Genomic DNA, 16,678 nt, shown 5'->3' with positions numbered 1-16,678 from the left:
GGGCCGACGTCCAAAGCCGTGCTACGATCCCCCCTTCCGATAACAACCAGTGTTTTCCAATGAATTCAGATAACAAGCCGACGCGCGCCGAGGTTGAAGCAGCCGTCAAGACAATCCTCCGCTGGACGGGCGACGATCCTTCGCGCGATGGCCTGAAGGAAACGCCTTCCCGCGTGACGAAGGCATTCGAAGAATATTTCCGCGGCTACGACCAGGACCCGGTGGCGATCCTCCAGAAGACCTTCGAAGAGATCGAAGGTTATGACGAGATGATCGTGCTCCGCGGCATTCGCTTCGAAAGTCATTGCGAGCATCACATGGCGCCGATCATCGGCCGCGCTTGGGTCGGCTATATCCCCGATGGCCGCGTCGTCGGCATCTCCAAGCTCGCCCGTGTTGTTGATGCCTACGCCAAGCGTCTCCAGATCCAGGAGAAGATGACCGCTCAGATCGCCAACACGATCCAGGACGTGCTGCAGCCGCAGGGCGTGGCCGTCATGATCAAGGCCGAGCATCACTGCATGACGACGCGCGGTGTGATGAAGCCCGGCACCGACATGGTGACGAGCAGAATGCTCGGCGCCTTCCGCGACAACCCGATCACACGTCAGGAGTTTCTGGCGATCGTGACGGAGGATACGAAGACGGCTTAACGGCGTCCTCGGGATAATCCACACCAACGAGATAGAGGCCTGATGCGGGCGACACCGTCCCGCACGCCTCTCGATTGCGCGCGGCGAGCGCCGAAACGATATCCTCGCGCGACCACTTCCCTTCGCCGACGAGCTTCAGGCTGCCGACCATCGACCGCACCTGATGGTGCAGAAACGACCGCGCCGAAATCTCGCAAACGATTTCGTCGCCCGAACGCCTGATGTCGAAGACATCGAGCGTCTTCACGGGCGAGGGCGCCTGGCATTGCGCCGCGCGGAATGTCGTGAAGTCGTGTCGTCCGACGAAGACCTTGGCGGCATCGGCCATCGCCTCGGCATCGAGATCGCGCATCGTCCACCAGACACGATTTTTGTCGAGGATCGGCGGCGCGCGACGGGTCAGAAGCCGGTATCTGTAATGGCGCATCACTGCACTGAAGCGTGCGTCGAACGTGGGATCGATGGGGTCCGACGCAACGATTCCGATCGGATGCGGACGCAGATGAAAATTCATCGCGTCGCGCACGCGCGAGGCCGCCCAATCCTTCGTCAGATCGACATGCGCGACCTGCCCCAGCGCATGAACGCCTGCGTCGGTCCGGCCCGCCCCGCGCACGCCGACGGTTTCGCCGGTGAATTTACGAATTGCGTCTTCGAGCAGGCCTTGGATCGATAGGCCCTCGGCCTGTCTCTGCCAGCCGACAAAAGGCGTGCCGTCGTATTCGATGGTAATGCGGTAGCGCGGCATCGGGCTCAGGTTGAAAAAATGCTTCGGCCATCCCTAGCCTTTGCCGGGCAGCGGCTCAACGGCCCTTTATCACGTCGAGTGTCACGTCGATCCGCTAATGCGCCGGTTGAACCGCGTGCGGCTTGCCGTGATGACCCGGATGCAAGCCCCCGCGCGGTCCGCCGATACGATAGAAACCCGGCCGCCACTGGACAGCCCGGCCCCAAGCAGGTGCGTGGTAGAGCCCATCACCCGTGTAGACATTCCCGCCGCCATCATAGATCGCCGGCGAGCGCTGCCCGTAGATGTTCGTCTCGCTGATGCTGAGCGACAACGGAACCCGATCGGGGTTGATGACGACGTAGCGATCCGGCGGCAACGGGCGATAGACGTGAACCCCATGTTCGAGCGTCACGACGGCGCCGTAGTAAGGACGCGTCTCGATCCGGGTCGTGAAGCTATCGGCGCTCGCCGACGCCGCCAGCGCACACATCAGCGAACCGCAGGCTGCAAGACGAAGCGCAAACTTTGAAAGCACGGCTGGATCTCCGGACCGAGGAATCACTCGCGGAGATTAACCTCACACCGAGAAAGTCTCAGAGCCTTTCACGCCTATGATTAACAGGCGAGACGTAACCCGGCCGCGAGCCGCGTGCCACGAAGGAAGTCTGCTGCAGCCATCGGTTGCTTTCCGGCCCGCTGCAGTCTTTCGACGCGAACGGCGCCAGTGCCGCAAGCGATCGTCAGATTGTCGTCGATGAGCGTGCCGGGCTCGGCCGTCCCGTCGGCCGCCGTCGCCGTCAGGACCCTGATCCGTTCGGCCTTGCCGCCAATCGCGATCTCGAACCACGCGCCGGGAGCGGGTGACAGCCCGCGAATGTGATTGATGACTTCGCTCGCTGGGCGCGAGAAATCGATACGCGTCTCGCCCTTGCCGATCTTGGCGGCATAGGTCGCGCCCTCGGCCGGCTGCGGCACGCAAGTAATCTCGCCCGCCTCGACCTTGGCAAGCGCTTCCACCATCAGCGATGCGCCGAGCGTCGACAGCTCGTCGTGCAATTCTCCGGCAGTCATGCTGCCGGAAATGGGAACGTCCCTGCCGAGGCAGACCGGCCCCGTGTCGAGCCCCTGCTCCATCCGCATGATGTTGACGGCCGTCACCGTATCGCCCGCCATGATGGCGCGCTGGATAGGCGCGGCTCCGCGCCATCGCGGCAGCTTCGAAGCGTGGACGTTGAAACAGCCGAGCCGCGTCGCATCGAGGACCGGCTTCGGCAACAGCAGACCGTACGCGACGACCACGGCCGCGTCGGCGTTGAGCGCCGCGAAGGCCTCGCGATCCGCTTCGCTTTTGAAGTTCACCGGCGTCCGGACTTCAAATCCCCGCGCTTCGGCACGGCGCTGAACGGGAGATTTGACTTCCGCCATGCCGCGCCCGGCGGGTCGAGGCGGCTGGCTGTAGACGGCGACAACCCGATGTCCGGCCGACGCGATCGCATCGAGCACCGGCACCGAGAAATCGGGTGTCCCCATGAAGACGATATTGAGCGGCATGTCGCCCGTTTATGTTGGCGCGAGCGACTGCCCTGAAGGTCCAGCCGGCCGCACGCGCGCCAGAGTTCAGTCTCCGCCCGTCCGGACCTGCTTCTTGAACTTGCGGATGATGATGTCGCGCTTCAGCCGCGAAAGGAAATCTATGATCAGCTGTCCGTCGAGATGATCGATCTCGTGCTGAATGGCCGTGGCAAGCAAGCCGTCCGCCTCGAGTTCCTGCTCTTTGCCGTAGCGGTCGATATAGCGCACGGTCACCGTCGACGGCCGCTCGATCTCGACGTGCACATCCGGAATGGAAAGGCAGCCCTCTTCATGTACTCGGGTCGTCTGCCCGATGGCGACGAGTTCCGGGTTTGCCATGGCGATCGGCCTCGGGGCCTCTTTGTCCTCCGCCGCGTCGATGACGACGACCCGCTTCAGAATGCCGACCTGCACGGCGGCAAGCCCAACGCCCGGCGCGTCGTACATAGTCTCGAGCATGTCGTCCATCAGCTTGACGACGGCATCGTCCACGCGCTCGACAGGATCGGAGATCTTGCGCAGCACGGGATCAGGAATGGTGATGATCGGAAGAACAGCCATAGCGGTGACATATGAAAGCCAGCAGCGGCGGTCAATGGCGTGCGGCTCTATACCGTGGAGGTTTTGGATGCTCGGAGCTGGGACCCGCCCGCGCCGAAGCTGCGAGCGCCCCCAGGGTATCCTCCGGCGGGGCCCATCCGATCCGCCTGAGGCGCACGGCATCGACGACGAGATCGCCCGTCAGCCGGTCCGCGAAATGCGGCTTTCCGACCATCCGAAGCAACGCCACGAGGGACCCTTCCGGAACCGGCAGGAGCATTTCGGGCCGCCCGGCGCCCCGGCGTAACGCCCGAATGATCTCCGCTATTGTTAACGGCGCCGGGTCGGCCACGATGAATGTCGCGTTCTCGGCCGTTTGGGTTTGCAGCACGTATTGAATGGCACTGAGCAGATTGCCGATACTGAGTAGCGACCTGCGAGCCTTGAGCGCTGCGAATGGCAGCGGCAACGGCAGGGCGGCAAGCCGCATCAACGTCGCCATATTGCCTCTGACCCCACCGCCGTAGACGAGCACGGGACGAAGCACCGTCCAATGCGTCGGCGATCCCTCGAGCATCTTTGCAAGAACTCCCTCGGCCGCGAGCTTCGACCGGCCATAGGCGTCCGTCGGCGTCGGAAACGTCGTCTCGGTGACGACGCCCGGATGCGTCGCACCCACTTGCGCGCGAATGGAGGACATCAGGACGAACCGCTTCACGCGCGCCGCGCGGGCCGCCCGGGCAAGCTGGCGAGTTGCATCAACATTGATCGCCGTATAGGCGGCATCGGGCAAATTCGTGCGGGCATGAGACAAACCGGCCGCATGCACCACCGCATCGACACCCCGAACCAGAAATTCGGCGGCGAACGATCGCGACATGTCGCCGACGGCCACGCCCTCGACCCGCGGACTGTCGAAGACGATCGGCTGGCGCGAAGCCGCGCGAACGCTGTAACCGCGGTCGGCAAGCATCCGGACCACGTGCTGGCCGATGAAGCCAGATGCGCCGGTGACGAGAATGCGCTGCGCAATGGCCAAGCCGGTTCCCTCGGACATGCCGGTCGGCGAGCCAACCGGCGCAAAAAGGACGTCCCCGGACGATCTAGAAACTGCGTCGCGAAAAAGTGCAACGACGGCGACGCCTAAAGCTTCAGCGTTTCCCCAACCCGGGCGATCAGCCTGTATCCCGCCATTATGGCAATCAAACCGAACGCGACGCCACCGATCATATTTCCGGCCAGCACGCCTTCGGCCCCGTAATACTTGCCGCCGAGCAGCACGAACGGCACGGTTCCGACGGTCGCCCTCCCCCAATTCAACAGCGTCGAGAGGTGGGCGCGACCGAGCGTATTGAATACCGCGTTGGTGATGAAAACCGTGCCGAGAAAAACGAACAGCGGCGACAGCCAGCGACAGAAAAAGACGATCAGATCGCGCGCCTCCGGTCCCGCCTTGAAGAGGCTGGCAAGCGGATGCGCGACGAGTGCCAGAATGAGCCACGCGAGGCCCGTGAACGCAGCCATCGTCAACAGCGACAGCGTGAAAACATCCCGCATTCGTGACGGCGAGCGAGCGCCGAAGTTCTGCCCGAGAATGGGCCCCACGGTGCCTGAGAGCGCGTAAATCGCCCCGAACGCGACCGGCGTAATACGTCCGATAATGGCCCAGGCCGCAACCGCGGCATCTCCATAGGCCGAAATCGCGAGCGTGATGTAACCGTTCCCGACCGCCGGCGCGATATTGGTCAGCACCGCAGGGCCGGCGATGAGGCAGAAGGGCGAAGCATCTTGCTTGAGCGTTGCGATTTTCGGCCGCCCCATCAGATCGTGAACCGAGATGACGCCGTAGAGGCCGACGCCCATGATCACGATGCGTGCCAGCAACGACGACAGCACCGCGCCTTCCAGGCCAAGTCCGAAATGCACGATGAAAACGAGGTCGAGGATCGTGTTGACGATGGCGCCGGACAACGTGACGTGCATGGCGCGGCGCGCGTCCCCGACCGAACGCAGCACAGCCGCCGACGTCATGCCGAGCGAAAGAAGCGGCAGCGTCGGCACCAGGACGACGAGATAGAAGCTCGCCAATTCGAGTGTGCGGCCGGTCGCGCCGAGAAGTTCGAGCAGAGGCCGAATGGCAAACCAGATCGCAACGCTGGCGGCCGCTGAAAATAGAAATGTGAGTACGTGCGCGTTCGCCGACAACCGGCGTGCGCGAACACGTCTGCGGGCACCCAGCGCCGGCGCGATCAGCGACGTCGCGGCAATCGACAATCCTATGCCGATCGACGTCGAAAAAAAGAGAATCGAACTCGCATATCCAACCGCCGCGACGATCGCTTCGTCGCCAAGGCGCGACAGAAAATAGATGTTTGCAAGGTCGCCGATGAAGATCGCCATCAACCCGACGGCGCCTGCCGTCGTCATCGACAGAATGTGGCGGAGGAGCGACCCGGTGACGAACCTCGGACCTTCATTACGACGACGAACGATCTCGACGTCTGTCATGGGCGGAGGCCTTGCTTTTTATAGTTTGCGCCGGGCTTTGAACGCGGCGGCGAGCGTACCATCGTCGAGATAATCGAGTTCGCCGCCGATCGGAACGCCTTGCGCAAGGCGCGATACCGTAACGTCCGCCGACACGAGTTGATCCGAAATAAAATGCGCCGTCGATTGGCCTTCGACGGTGGCGTTGAGCGCGAGCAGAATTTCTTTGACTGTCGGTGATTGCGCCCGCCCAACGAGGCTCGCGATGTTGAGCTTGTCCGGACCGACGCCGTCGAGCGGCGACAGATGCCCGCCGAGCACGTGATATTGCGCCGAGACGACGCCCGCACGTTCGAGCGCCCACAGATCGCCAACCTCCTCGACGACCACGATCAAGCTCGTATCGCGGCGCGGATCGGCGCAAATGCTGCACGGCGAAACCGTATCGAGATTTCCGCACACGGGACATTCCGCGATTTTCGCGATCGCCTGCTGCAAAGCTTCCGATAAAGGAACGAGCAGCTCGTTGCGCCGCTTGAGCAGCGACAGCACCGCCTTGCGCGACGAGCGCGGCCCGAGCCCCGGCAACCGCGCCAGCAGCTGCACGAGGCGCTCGATTTCAGGGCCTGCGGTTTTGCGAGACATTCAGTGCGATGCCGGGAGAGCCGATGCGATGATGAGGACTCGCAGGTCTTCGAGTTTCTAGAAAAGCTTCATGCCTGGCGGCAACGGAAGGCCGCCGGTGATCTCGGCCATCTTGTCCTGCATGGCCGTATCGACCTTGCTGCGCGCGTCCACCGCCGCGGCAACGATCAGATCTTCGAGAATCTCGACTTCGTCCGGCTTCATCAGGCTCGGATCGATCCGCACGCGTTTCACTTCGCCTTTGCCGTCGACGGTCAGATGCACGAGACCGCCGCCCGACTGGCCTTCATGTTCGGCCTTGGCGAGATCGTCCTGCATCTCTTTGAGGCGAGCCTGCATCTGGCCCACCTGCTTCATCATTCCCATAATGTCTTTCATATCGTCCTCGCGGCAACACGCCGTAAACGGCTCAAGCTTTAGACGGCTTCACTCTCGCTGTCCGTATCAGTCTCACGGCCGACGATTCGCCGCACCTCTGCGATCTTCGCATCGGGAAACGCTTCGAGCACGGCACGCACCGCCGGATGCGCTTTCAGCGATTCGAGTTCGGCCGCTTCGCGTTGTCTGCGCACGGCGCCGACGGCCGGAGCACCGGCTTCTTTCGAAAGCAAAACGACCCAGCGCCGGTTCGTCCAGGCATTGAGCTTCTCGCGAAGCTCGTTGGGCAGCTCCGGAGGCGCCTCGGGAAAAAGAAAGAGATCGATCGACCCAGCGGTCGCATCGAATTTCACGAGGCTCACATGATCTTCGAGATGGATCGTGAGCTTCACATCGCGCTTCGCGCTCGTAAGCGCGATGACCTCGTCGAACGAACGCGGATTGGCGAGAGGAAAAGCACTCGGACTTTCTCCATCGTCTTCGTCGTCGCCGATCGGCTCGCCGTCGTCGAACTCGAACGCGTCCACCGCCTCGTCGTCGAAGCTTTCGGCAACCGGGGCGCTGGCGCGCGAATTGAGCGGCTGGCGTTGGTCGCCAGCGCCGCCGCCGTCGCCCGCGGGAAGAGCCGGACGCCGCGCCGGCACTGCGCCGCCACCGAGCGCCCGGATCAACTCGTCCGGCGTCGGCAGATCCGACGTGTACGCAAGGCGAATGAGAACCATCTCGGCCGCGACGCGCGGATTGGGCGCCCGCGCCGTTTCCTCGAAACCTTTGACGAGCATCTGCCACGCGCGCGACAGGTATGGCATGGAAAGCCGGCCCGCGAGATCTTTTAACCGCGCTTTCTCTTCAGCCGTCAGGCCTTCGCCCGCAGGCTCTTCGCCAACGGCTTTGACGCGCGCGATGGCATGCACCGCTTCGGCAAGGTCGGACACGATCTCGGCCGCCTCGGCGCCGTCGCGATGCAGCGACGACAGCCCTTGAATTGCACCGGCGACATCCCCGCGGAACAGGCATTCGGCGAGATCGAAAATGCGTGCGCGGTCGGCGAGACCGAGCATGTCGCGCACCTTCGCGGCGGTCACATGCCCCTCGCCCATGGCGATGGCCTGATCGAGAATGGAAAGTCCGTCGCGAACCGAGCCCTCGGCCGCCCGCGCGATCAGTTGCAAAGCATCCGCATCGGCGCTCGCACCCTCGGCACCGACGATTTTTTGAAAATGTTCGGCAAGCACCGGCTGCTCGACGCGGCGCAGATCGAACCGCTGGCAGCGGGACAGCACGGTCACGGGAACCTTGCGGATCTCCGTCGTCGCGAAGATGAAGCGGACGTGCGCCGGCGGCTCTTCAAGCGTCTTCAGGAGCGCGTTGAACGCGCCCTTCGACAGCATGTGAACCTCGTCGATGAGGAAGACTTTGGTGCGCGCAACGAGCGGCGTGTACTGCGAACTCTCGATGATTTCGCGAATGTTGTCGACGCCGGTGTTCGACGCGGCGTCCATTTCGAGCACGTCCGGATGACGGCCCTCCATGATGTCTTTACAGTGAACGCCGAGACCCGGCATGTCGATCGTCGGCTTGTCGTAGCCGGGCGCTTCATAATTGAGCGCGCGCGCCAGAATTCGCGCCGTCGTCGTCTTGCCGACGCCGCGCACGCCGGTCAGCATATAGCCTTGAGCGATCCGCCCCGACGCAAAGGCGTTCCGGAGCGTCGTCACCATGGCCGACTGCCCGATCAGATCGTCGAACGTCGCCGGACGGTACTTACGCGCCAGGACGACATAAGGCTTCGCGGGCTCTGAGCCGCCAGAAGCCTCGACGCCGTCCGACGCATCTGATTTTTTCTTTGCCATTGGTCCCTGGATCGAACCTTTCGCCCGGAAGGGGCGAGGGAGCAAGGCGACCCGCGATGAGTCGCGCCCTCGCGGAGGGCCATCGGCCCGTGAGCGCAAATAAAGAGGCTGGCGAACGACCCGACTTCTGATCGTTAGGGCTGCTTCCTTCCGGACCTGACCCGGTTGGCGACGAATTCGTCCGTCGCCAGCCCGCTCTTATAATGGGCCGGGCAGCGGAAAAGTACAACCCTCCGGAAGATCAAGGATTTAACTCATCCTCGAAAATCTGAGGCGGCTAGATGTCCTCGGCCATCAACCAGGGCGCTTGATCGGCACGAGGCCGCTTGCGGCAAGCTCGCGGGCTTCCTTTCGGAATGGGCTCGCCGGATAGGTGCCGAAAATTTTCGTCTGCGTCGAGAAAAACGAAAGCTCTTCCAGCGCCAACTGAACGGGCCGGTCGACCGGGTGGCCTTCGATATCGGCGATGAACATCGTCGCGTTGAAGGTGCCTTCTTCCTGATAGCTCTCGAGCTTCGTCATGTTGACGCCGTTCGTCGCAAACCCGCCGAGCGCCTTGTAGAGGGCCGCGGGCACGTTGCGGACCCGGAAGAGGAACGTGGTCATGACGGGGCCGTTTCCAGGCTCCGCGTCGTCCGGGTCCTTCGCCAGAATGACGAACCGCGTCGTGTTGTGCTCCTGATCCTCGATGTCGCTCTTCAGGATCTTGAGGCCGTAGATTTCGGCGGCAAGCCGCGACGCGATGGCGCCCGTCGTAACGTCGTCGCTTTCCGCGACAAGGCGCGCGGACCCGGCGGTGTCGGCTTCCGGAACTGGCTTCAAGCCGAGCATGCGCAGCGTGTTCCGGCACTGACCGAGCGCCTGCGTGTGGCTCATCACACGCTTGATCGTCGACATGCTGGCTTCGGGCTTCGCCATCAGCTGGTGGCGCACCCGCAGAAAGTGCTCGCCGACGATATAGAGACCGGCATCGGGCAGGAGATGATGGATGTCGGCGACACGTCCGGCGACGGAGTTTTCGACCGGGATCATCGCGTACTGCGCTTCCCCCGTTTTGACCGCCGCCAAGGCGTCCTCGAACGTCGGATAGGCGACGCTTTCGAAATCGGGATAAGCTTCGCGCGCCGCCAGATGCGAATTCGCCCCCGGCTCGCCTTGGTACGAGATTTTGCCGGCGCCGAGCTCGGAGCCTGATTGATTTGTCATAGCCTGTCGATTGTCCGGGAGAAGATGCTAAGGCGCGATGAGGCGGCGGGCGCGCTCAAGGTCGGCGGGAGTATCGACACCGAGAGGAACGGTGTCAACGATAGCGACGTCGATGCGCATCTGAGCCTCAAGTGCCCGTAATTGTTCAAGCTTTTCGCGTTTCTCGAGAACCGCTGGAGGCAGCCCGACGAAGCGTTCGAGACTATCGCGGCGATAAGCGTAGATCCCGATGTGATGAAAGTGCGGCCCCTCACCGTGAGGCGCGGTCGCGCGCGTGAAATAAAGCGCCCGGAGCCGGTTCTCACCGATCGGCGTCCCGACGACCTTGACGACGTTCGGATTGAGACGCTCCTCGTCATCGGAAATGAGCGCGGCAAGCGTCGCGATATCCGTTTCACCCGACGCGAGCGGCGCGACACAATCCAATACGAGCCGCGGATCGAGCGTCGGCAGGTCGCCCTGTAGATTGACGATAATCTCCGCTTTCCGCGCCGGATCGACCTTGGTGACGGCCTCGTGGATGCGATCCGAGCCCGATGCGTGGTCGGCGCGTGTCATGACGGCCTCGCCGCCGGCCGCTTTCACAGCCTGTAAAATCTCGGCGCTGTCGGTCGCGACGATGACGCGCCCTGCGTTCGCTTCGACCGCACGCCGCCAGACGTGGACGATCATCGGCTTTCCATGAATGTCGGCGAGCGGCTTGCCGGGAAGCCGCGTCGCCTGCATCCGCGCCGGTATGAGGATCAGAGTCTCTTGGGCCACTGCGTTGAGTTCTTTTGTTCGGTGACAAATTGCCACGATATCGCTATCGACATTCAAAAAACGTCGATGTGCTTGCGGGGTGGACGAGCTTATATACCGCAAATCGATCTCGTCACCTTGAATTGCGCGTCCTGGGGAAGCCGAAGAGGGAGCGAAGATAAATGGACAGTTTCGAGTTCACGAAGATAGCGGGCGCTGTGCTGTCGGCGCTGCTTTTGATTTTCGGAGTGAAGACAGCGATCGACATGAACGTCGGGCATACGCCCGAGAAGCCCGGATTCGTGCTGCCGGCTGCCGCACCCGCCGCCGAGGCCGCGACATCAAAGGAAAGCGCTGCGGAAGCCGCGCCCGCCGCTGGCGGCGGCGGTGAAGAAGTCGTCGCACTCCTGGCGAAGGCAAATCCCGAAAACGGCAAGGCCATATTCAAGAAATGCCAGGCCTGCCACGTGTCCGAAAAAGGCAAGGCGCCGACAGTCGGGCCGAACCTGTGGGACGTCGTTAATCGCCCGAAGGCGAGCTTCCCCGGCTTCAGCTATTCTGAAGCCATGAAGTCCAAGGGCGGCAATTGGTCGTTCGAAGAACTCGCACATTTTCTTCACGGTCCCAAAACCTTCATTCCGGGCACCAAAATGGTGTTCAAGGGGCTCCCCACCGCCTCTGATGAAGCGGACGTAATTGCCTATCTGGCGACGCTTGCAGATACCCCCGTTCCACTGCCAAAATGACGGCGTTTTAACTCGCTAAGAACGGAAAACTTTGCGACCCTGCCGGGCACTCGGCGGGGTCGTTTCATGTGCGGCTCATGTCCCGCCGGGCGGCCTTATCCCCGGTAGCCGAAGCCATGTTAAGCTCGAATTGCAAGCGAGAGTTGGAAGGACGAATTCGAATATGCAGATGCGCCTGACGCCGTTCATGGTTGCCGCGCTGGCGTTCTTGAGTTTCTGGCCGATCCCGAACCCGGCAAATGCGAACGAATCTCAGTGCCGCAACGCCATGTCTCTCGTCGGCGAGCCCAAATACGGACCGGACTTCAAAAATTTCGATTGGGTCAATCCCGACGCACCGAAGGGCGGAACCGTGCGCCAATGGGCGAACGGCACCTTCGACACGCTGAACCCCTTCTCCGACAAAGGCGTCAAGGCCGCGGGACTTGGACTGTTGTACGACAGCCTGTTTACGCCGAGCCTTGACGAGCCCTCGACGCAATACGCGCTCATCGCTGAGTGCGCGTCCTATCCGGATGATTTTTCCTCGGTGACTTTCAAGCTCCGCCCCGAAGCGAAATTTCAGGACGGTCAACCCATCACGCCCGAAGACGTGATCTTCTCGTTCGACGAGTTCAAGAAGGTCAATCCGTTCTACGCGTTCTACTACAAGAACGTCGTAAAGGCCGAAAAGACCGGCGATCACGAGGTGAAGTTCACGTTCGACAAGGCCGGCAATCGCGAGTTGCCGATGATCGTCGGCGAGCTGAACATCGTGCCGAAGCATTACTGGGAAGGCAAAGACGCCAACGGCAAACAGCGTAGCCTCGCCGAGACCACTGTCGAGCCGCCGCTCGGCAACGGCCCCTACAAAATCAAGTCGGTCGATACGAGCCGCAAGATCAGTTACGAGCGCGTCCCCGACTACTGGGCGAAAGATCTGCCCGTGATGCGCGGACAGCAGAATTTCGACACTCTCGAATTCACGTATTATCGCGACCGCACGCCCGCCTTCGAAGACTTCAAGACCGGATCCATCGACGTGTGGGGCGAGAACCAGGCAGCAGCCTGGGCGACGCAGTATAATTTCGACGCCCTGAAGAAGGGCCTCGTGAAAAAGGAAGCGATCCCGGTCAAGCGCGTCGCGCCGATGCAGGCATTCGTCTTCAATCTCCGCCGCCCGCAATTCCAAGACCCGCGTGTGCGCCAGGCGTTCAACCTGCTTTTCAATTTCGAGGAAACCAACAAGAAACTATTCTTCGACCTCTATCAGCGCGTCGATAGCTACTTCGCCAATTCCGATCTGGCGGCGACCGGCCTGCCGCAGGGGCGCGAACTCGAAATCCTGAACGAAGTAAAAGACGAGGTCCCGCCGGAAGTCTTCACGACCGAATGGAAGAACCCTGTCAACACGCAGGAAGGCGATTACCGCAAGCATCAGCAGGAGGCTCTGAAACTTCTCGAAGCCGCAGGCTGGAAAATCAGGAGTGAAGCAGTCGACGATCCGTCGTGCGGAACCTGGTGCAAGATCAAGAAGACGATCGGCCTTTCATCGGGCTCGACTGCGCGCGCCCTTCGCAACGATAAGGGCGAGCAGATGACGGTCGAATTCCTGATCAATGGCGATACGTTCGAACGGATCATCCTGCCTTACGTGAAAGATCTTTCCGCACTCGGCATTAAGGCGACCGTGCGTAACGTCGACGATGCGCAGTATAAGCAGCGCGAAGACAATCGCGACTTCGATATCATCGTCGACACGTTCGCCCAGTCGAATTCGCCCGGCAACGAGCAGCGGGATTTCTGGGGCTCGGCGTCGGCCGACAAACCGGGCAGCCGCAATACGGCCGGCATCAAGAACCCCGCTGTCGACAAGATCGTCGACAAGATCGTGTTCGCAAAGGATCGCGACGATCTCGTTGCCGCAACCCACGCGCTCGATCGCGTGCTGCTGTGGAATAACTACGTCGTACCGCACTGGCATTATCCCTTCGAACGCCTCGCCTACTGGGACATCTTCGGACGCCCGGCGAAATTGCCGTCGCAGACAGCGGGTCTGACTCAGGTCTGGTGGTTCGACGCCGACAAGGCGAAGGCCGTTCAAGCCGCGAAGGGAAAATGAGCCGCGTGCCAGGATTTCCCTCAGCTCGAAAGACCACGCTTCTCCCGGTGACGTTCTTCACCGCGCTGGCGCTGCTGTTCTCCGTGTCATGCGCGAGGATCGCGAGCGCCGAACCGCGTCATGGTCTCTCGGTTTTCGGCGAGCTTAAATATCCAGCGGATTTCCAGCACTTCGACTACGTCAATCCGGATGCGCCGAAGGGCGGCCGCATGGTGACGATGGGAACCGGCGGCGCCAACACGTTCGACACGCTGAACCAGTTCATCCTGAAAGGCGACGCCGCCCAGGGCCTCGACTCGTTGTTCGATGCCTTGATGGTGCGCGCGCAGGACGAGCCCGATGCCGTCTATGGCCTCGTCGCCAGGTCGGCCGACGTCGCGCCCGACAAAATGTCGGTGACGTTCAAGCTGCGCCCCGAAGCGAAATTCTCCGACGGGTCGCCGCTGACAGCCGAAGACGTCGTCTTTTCCTTCGGCGTCTTGAAGGAAAAAGGCCATCCCGCAATCTCGATGACGCTGCGCGATGTCGTGTCCGCGGAAGCACTCGATAAGGAAACGGTGCGCTACACGTTCAAGGGCGACTTGGTGCGCGATCTGCCGATCACCGTCGCCCAGTTGCCCGTACTTTCGAAGGCCTATTACGCGACCCAGCCGTTCGAAGAGACGTCCCTGAAAGCGCCGCTGGGCTCGGGGCCATACAAGATCAAGAGCTTCAATCCCGGCACCGACATCACCTATACGCGGCGCGAGGACTATTGGGCGAAGGATCTGCCCGTGAACAAGGGCCGGTATAACTTCGATGAGATCCGCTACGACTATTACCGCGACCGCAACATCGAACTTGAGGCGCTGAAATCCGGCAACTTCGACCTCCGCGAGGAGTTCTCGAGCGTCAGCTGGGCAACGGGTTACGAGATTGCCGCCGTCCGCGAAGGGCGGCTGATCAAGGCGTCGCTGCCGGATGATCGCCCGTCCGGGGCGCAGGGATATTTCCTCAACACCCGTCGCGACAAGTTCAAGGACCCGCGCGTTCGTCAGGCGCTCGATCTCGTTTTCGATTTCGAATGGTCGAACAAGAAATTGTTCTACGGGCTCTACAAGCGCACGACGAGCTATTTCGAAAATTCCGATATGAAGGCGACAGGGAAGCCGAGCCCTGAAGAGTTGGCGCTGCTCGAGCCCTACAAAGATAAACTTGCGCCCGAAGTCTTCGAAGAACCCTATACGCCGCCGGTGACTGACGGCAGCGGCAACAACCGAGACAACCTGAAGAAGGCCCGCGATCTTCTCATCGCAGCGGGCTGGAAACCCGGCTCAGATAATTTCTTGCACAACGACAAAGGCGAACGGCTAACGATCGAATTCCTCGACTTCGAGGCGATGTTCGAGCGCATCACCGTTCCCTACACGGAAAACTTGAAGCGCATAGGCGTCGATGCCTCGTGGCGGCTCGTTGATCCTGCCCAATACGAGCGGCGCGTGAAGGCGTTCGATTTCGATATCGCGACCCAGCGTTACTCCTTGCGGCTGACGCCCGGCATCGAGATGCGCAGCTATTGGGGCTCGGAGGCAGCCAAGACCGACGGCTCATTCAACCTCGCCGGCATATCCGATCCCGTTATCGATGCCCTCGTCGACAAAGTTGTCGCAGCGAAATCGCGGGCCGAACTGGTCACAGCGACGCGCACCATTGATCGCGTGCTCCGTGCAGGTCATTATTGGGTTCCGCACTGGTATAAGGCGTCGTACTCGATAGCGTATTGGAACAAATACGCGCGACCTGCCGTGCAGCCCAAATATGATGCAGGCATACTCGATACGTGGTGGTACGATCCGGCAAAGGCCGCAGCGTTAAGCTCCGGTAAGCCGACCGCTCAAACTCAGGAACAACCGGCAAAGCCCTGATGGCTGTTTATCTTTTAAAACGCATACTGCTGGTGATCCCGACCCTTTTCGGGATCATGCTGTTCTCGTTCATCATCATCCAGTTCGCTCCTGGCGGACCGGTCGAGCGCATGATCGCGGAGTTGACGGGGCAATCGTCCTCGATCGTCAGCCGCATGGGCGGCGGCGGCGGCGACACCCTCGGCGGCGGAGCCATGAGCAATCAGCTCGGCGTCGGCGGCGGCGATTCCATCACCTCGAAATATCGTGGCGCCCAAGGCCTCGATCCGGCCTTCATCAAAAGTCTCGAGAAGCAGTTCGGTTTCGATAAGCCTGCCTACGAACGCTTCTACCTGATGATGAAGAACTTCCTGACGTTCGATTTCGGCAAGAGCTATTTCCGCGACGTCTCGGTACTGGAGCTGATCAAGGAGAAGCTTCCGGTTTCGATCTCGCTCGGCATCTGGATGACGCTGCTGACCTACCTGATCTCGATCCCGCTCGGCATCCGCAAGGCCGTGAAGGACGGCGAGCCGTTCGATACGTGGTCGAGCGCGGTCCTCGTGATTGGCTACGCAATACCGGGGTTCCTGTTCGCAGTCCTCCTGCTCATCCTGTTCGCGGGCTCGCAGTTCTTCCAGTGGTTCCCCTCGCGCGGCCTCTTCTCTGACAACTGGGACCAGCTGTCGTGGTTCGGCAAAGTCACCGACTATCTGTGGCACCTCGTGCTGCCGATGATCGCGATGGCCGTCGGCTCGTTCACCGCGATGACGTTCCTGACCAAAAACTCGTTCCTCGACGAGATCCGCAAGCAATACGTCGTGGCGGCGCGCGCCAAGGGCCTGACCGAAAGCCAAGTCCTTTACGGCCACGTCTTCCGCAACGCCATGCTGCTCGTCATCTCGGGCTTTCCGGCAGCCTTCATCAGCGCGTTCTTCTCAGGCGCGCTGCTGATCGAAACGATCTTCTCGCTTGACGGTCTCGGCCTTCTCTCGTTCGAGAGCATCGAAAAGCGCGACTATCCCGTCGTCTTCGCGTCGCTCTACATCTTCTCGCTCGTCGGCCTGTTCGTCGGCATCCTGTCCGACTTCGTCTATACCCTCGTCGATCCTCGCATCGACTTCGAGACACGCGAGGTATGAC

The 16,678-nt window shown here is 61.5% G+C and carries 16 protein-coding genes and 1 other RNA gene; 5 read left to right on the top strand and 12 right to left on the bottom strand.

Annotated elements, in window-relative coordinates; genetic code table 11:
* The first annotated feature begins 59 nt into the window (after window positions 1–59).
* Window positions 60–653: a GTP cyclohydrolase I FolE gene (gene folE / locus AACL53_RS02165; RefSeq protein ID WP_339082009.1), complete on the top strand. Its 594-nt coding sequence runs from the start codon at window positions 60–62 to the stop codon at window positions 651–653.
* Here folE and truA read toward each other — a convergent pair.
* From truA to AACL53_RS02105, 12 genes are all read right to left on the bottom strand, one after another.
* Window positions 601–1,401 (bottom strand): tRNA pseudouridine(38-40) synthase TruA, encoded by an 801-nt coding sequence (gene truA, locus AACL53_RS02160; RefSeq protein WP_339082006.1) that lies wholly within the window; start codon window positions 1,399–1,401, stop codon window positions 601–603. The two genes, folE and truA, sit on opposite strands and share 53 nt — an antisense overlap.
* A 94-nt stretch (window positions 1,402–1,495) precedes the next feature.
* A complete protein-coding gene (locus AACL53_RS02155) occupies window positions 1,496–1,918 on the bottom strand; it encodes a hypothetical protein (RefSeq protein WP_339082004.1) in 423 nt (140 codons plus the stop codon).
* An 80-nt stretch (window positions 1,919–1,998) separates the two neighbouring features.
* Entirely contained in the window at window positions 1,999–2,934 is a 936-nt protein-coding gene (gene fmt, locus AACL53_RS02150; RefSeq protein ID WP_339082002.1) for a methionyl-tRNA formyltransferase, read from the bottom strand.
* Window positions 2,935–3,000: 66 nt separating this feature from the next.
* On the bottom strand, window positions 3,001–3,516 hold the full coding sequence (gene def, locus AACL53_RS02145; protein ID WP_339082000.1) for a peptide deformylase: 516 nt from the start codon (window positions 3,514–3,516) through the stop codon (window positions 3,001–3,003).
* Between the two features lie 31 nt (window positions 3,517–3,547).
* Window positions 3,548–4,552 (bottom strand): NAD-dependent epimerase/dehydratase family protein, encoded by a 1,005-nt coding sequence (locus tag AACL53_RS02140; RefSeq protein ID WP_339081997.1) that lies wholly within the window; start codon window positions 4,550–4,552, stop codon window positions 3,548–3,550.
* Window positions 4,553–4,638: 86 nt separating this feature from the next.
* A complete protein-coding gene (locus AACL53_RS02135; protein WP_339081995.1) occupies window positions 4,639–6,003 on the bottom strand; it encodes an MATE family efflux transporter in 1,365 nt (454 codons plus the stop codon).
* Window positions 6,004–6,021: 18 nt separating this feature from the next.
* Entirely contained in the window at window positions 6,022–6,627 is a 606-nt protein-coding gene (gene recR / locus AACL53_RS02130; protein WP_339081993.1) for a recombination mediator RecR, read from the bottom strand.
* Window positions 6,628–6,684: 57 nt separating this feature from the next.
* Window positions 6,685–7,005 (bottom strand): YbaB/EbfC family nucleoid-associated protein, encoded by a 321-nt coding sequence (locus tag AACL53_RS02125; protein ID WP_339081992.1) that lies wholly within the window; start codon window positions 7,003–7,005, stop codon window positions 6,685–6,687.
* Between the two features lie 38 nt (window positions 7,006–7,043).
* A complete protein-coding gene (locus AACL53_RS02120; RefSeq protein ID WP_339081991.1) occupies window positions 7,044–8,858 on the bottom strand; it encodes a DNA polymerase III subunit gamma/tau in 1,815 nt (604 codons plus the stop codon).
* Between the two features lie 100 nt (window positions 8,859–8,958).
* Window positions 8,959–9,054: signal recognition particle sRNA small type (gene ffs, locus AACL53_RS02115), an RNA gene on the bottom strand.
* A 98-nt stretch (window positions 9,055–9,152) separates the two neighbouring features.
* On the bottom strand, window positions 9,153–10,064 hold the full coding sequence (locus AACL53_RS02110; protein ID WP_339081989.1) for a prephenate dehydratase: 912 nt from the start codon (window positions 10,062–10,064) through the stop codon (window positions 9,153–9,155).
* Window positions 10,065–10,091: 27 nt separating this feature from the next.
* Window positions 10,092–10,826 carry a 3-deoxy-manno-octulosonate cytidylyltransferase gene (locus AACL53_RS02105; protein WP_339081987.1) on the bottom strand — a complete coding sequence of 245 codons (735 nt, stop codon included), beginning with the start codon at window positions 10,824–10,826 and terminating at the stop codon, window positions 10,092–10,094.
* Window positions 10,827–10,987: 161 nt separating this feature from the next.
* Between AACL53_RS02105 and AACL53_RS02100 the strand changes: the two genes are divergently transcribed.
* The 4 genes from AACL53_RS02100 to AACL53_RS02085 all read left to right on the top strand — a co-directional run bounded on the left by AACL53_RS02100 (window position 10,988) and on the right by AACL53_RS02085 (window position 16,677).
* Window positions 10,988–11,551, top strand: coding sequence for a cytochrome c family protein (locus AACL53_RS02100; protein ID WP_339081985.1), 564 nt, complete (start codon window positions 10,988–10,990; stop codon window positions 11,549–11,551).
* 163 nt (window positions 11,552–11,714) lie between these two features.
* On the top strand, window positions 11,715–13,652 hold the full coding sequence (locus AACL53_RS02095) for an extracellular solute-binding protein (protein ID WP_339081983.1): 1,938 nt from the start codon (window positions 11,715–11,717) through the stop codon (window positions 13,650–13,652).
* Complete coding sequence (locus AACL53_RS02090; RefSeq protein WP_339081981.1) at window positions 13,649–15,556, top strand: extracellular solute-binding protein; 1,908 nt, start codon at window positions 13,649–13,651, stop codon at window positions 15,554–15,556. Before AACL53_RS02095 ends, AACL53_RS02090 begins: the two co-directional genes overlap by 4 nt.
* Window positions 15,556–16,677, top strand: coding sequence for a microcin C ABC transporter permease YejB (locus AACL53_RS02085; protein WP_339081979.1), 1,122 nt, complete (start codon window positions 15,556–15,558; stop codon window positions 16,675–16,677). Before AACL53_RS02090 ends, AACL53_RS02085 begins: the two co-directional genes overlap by 1 nt.
* Window position 16,678: the final 1 nt, after the last annotated feature.

This window comes from Hyphomicrobium sp. ghe19, assembly GCF_902712875.1.
GTDB lineage: Bacteria > Pseudomonadota > Alphaproteobacteria > Rhizobiales > Hyphomicrobiaceae > Hyphomicrobium_B.
This window is presented reverse-complemented; position numbering and strand designations above follow the sequence as displayed.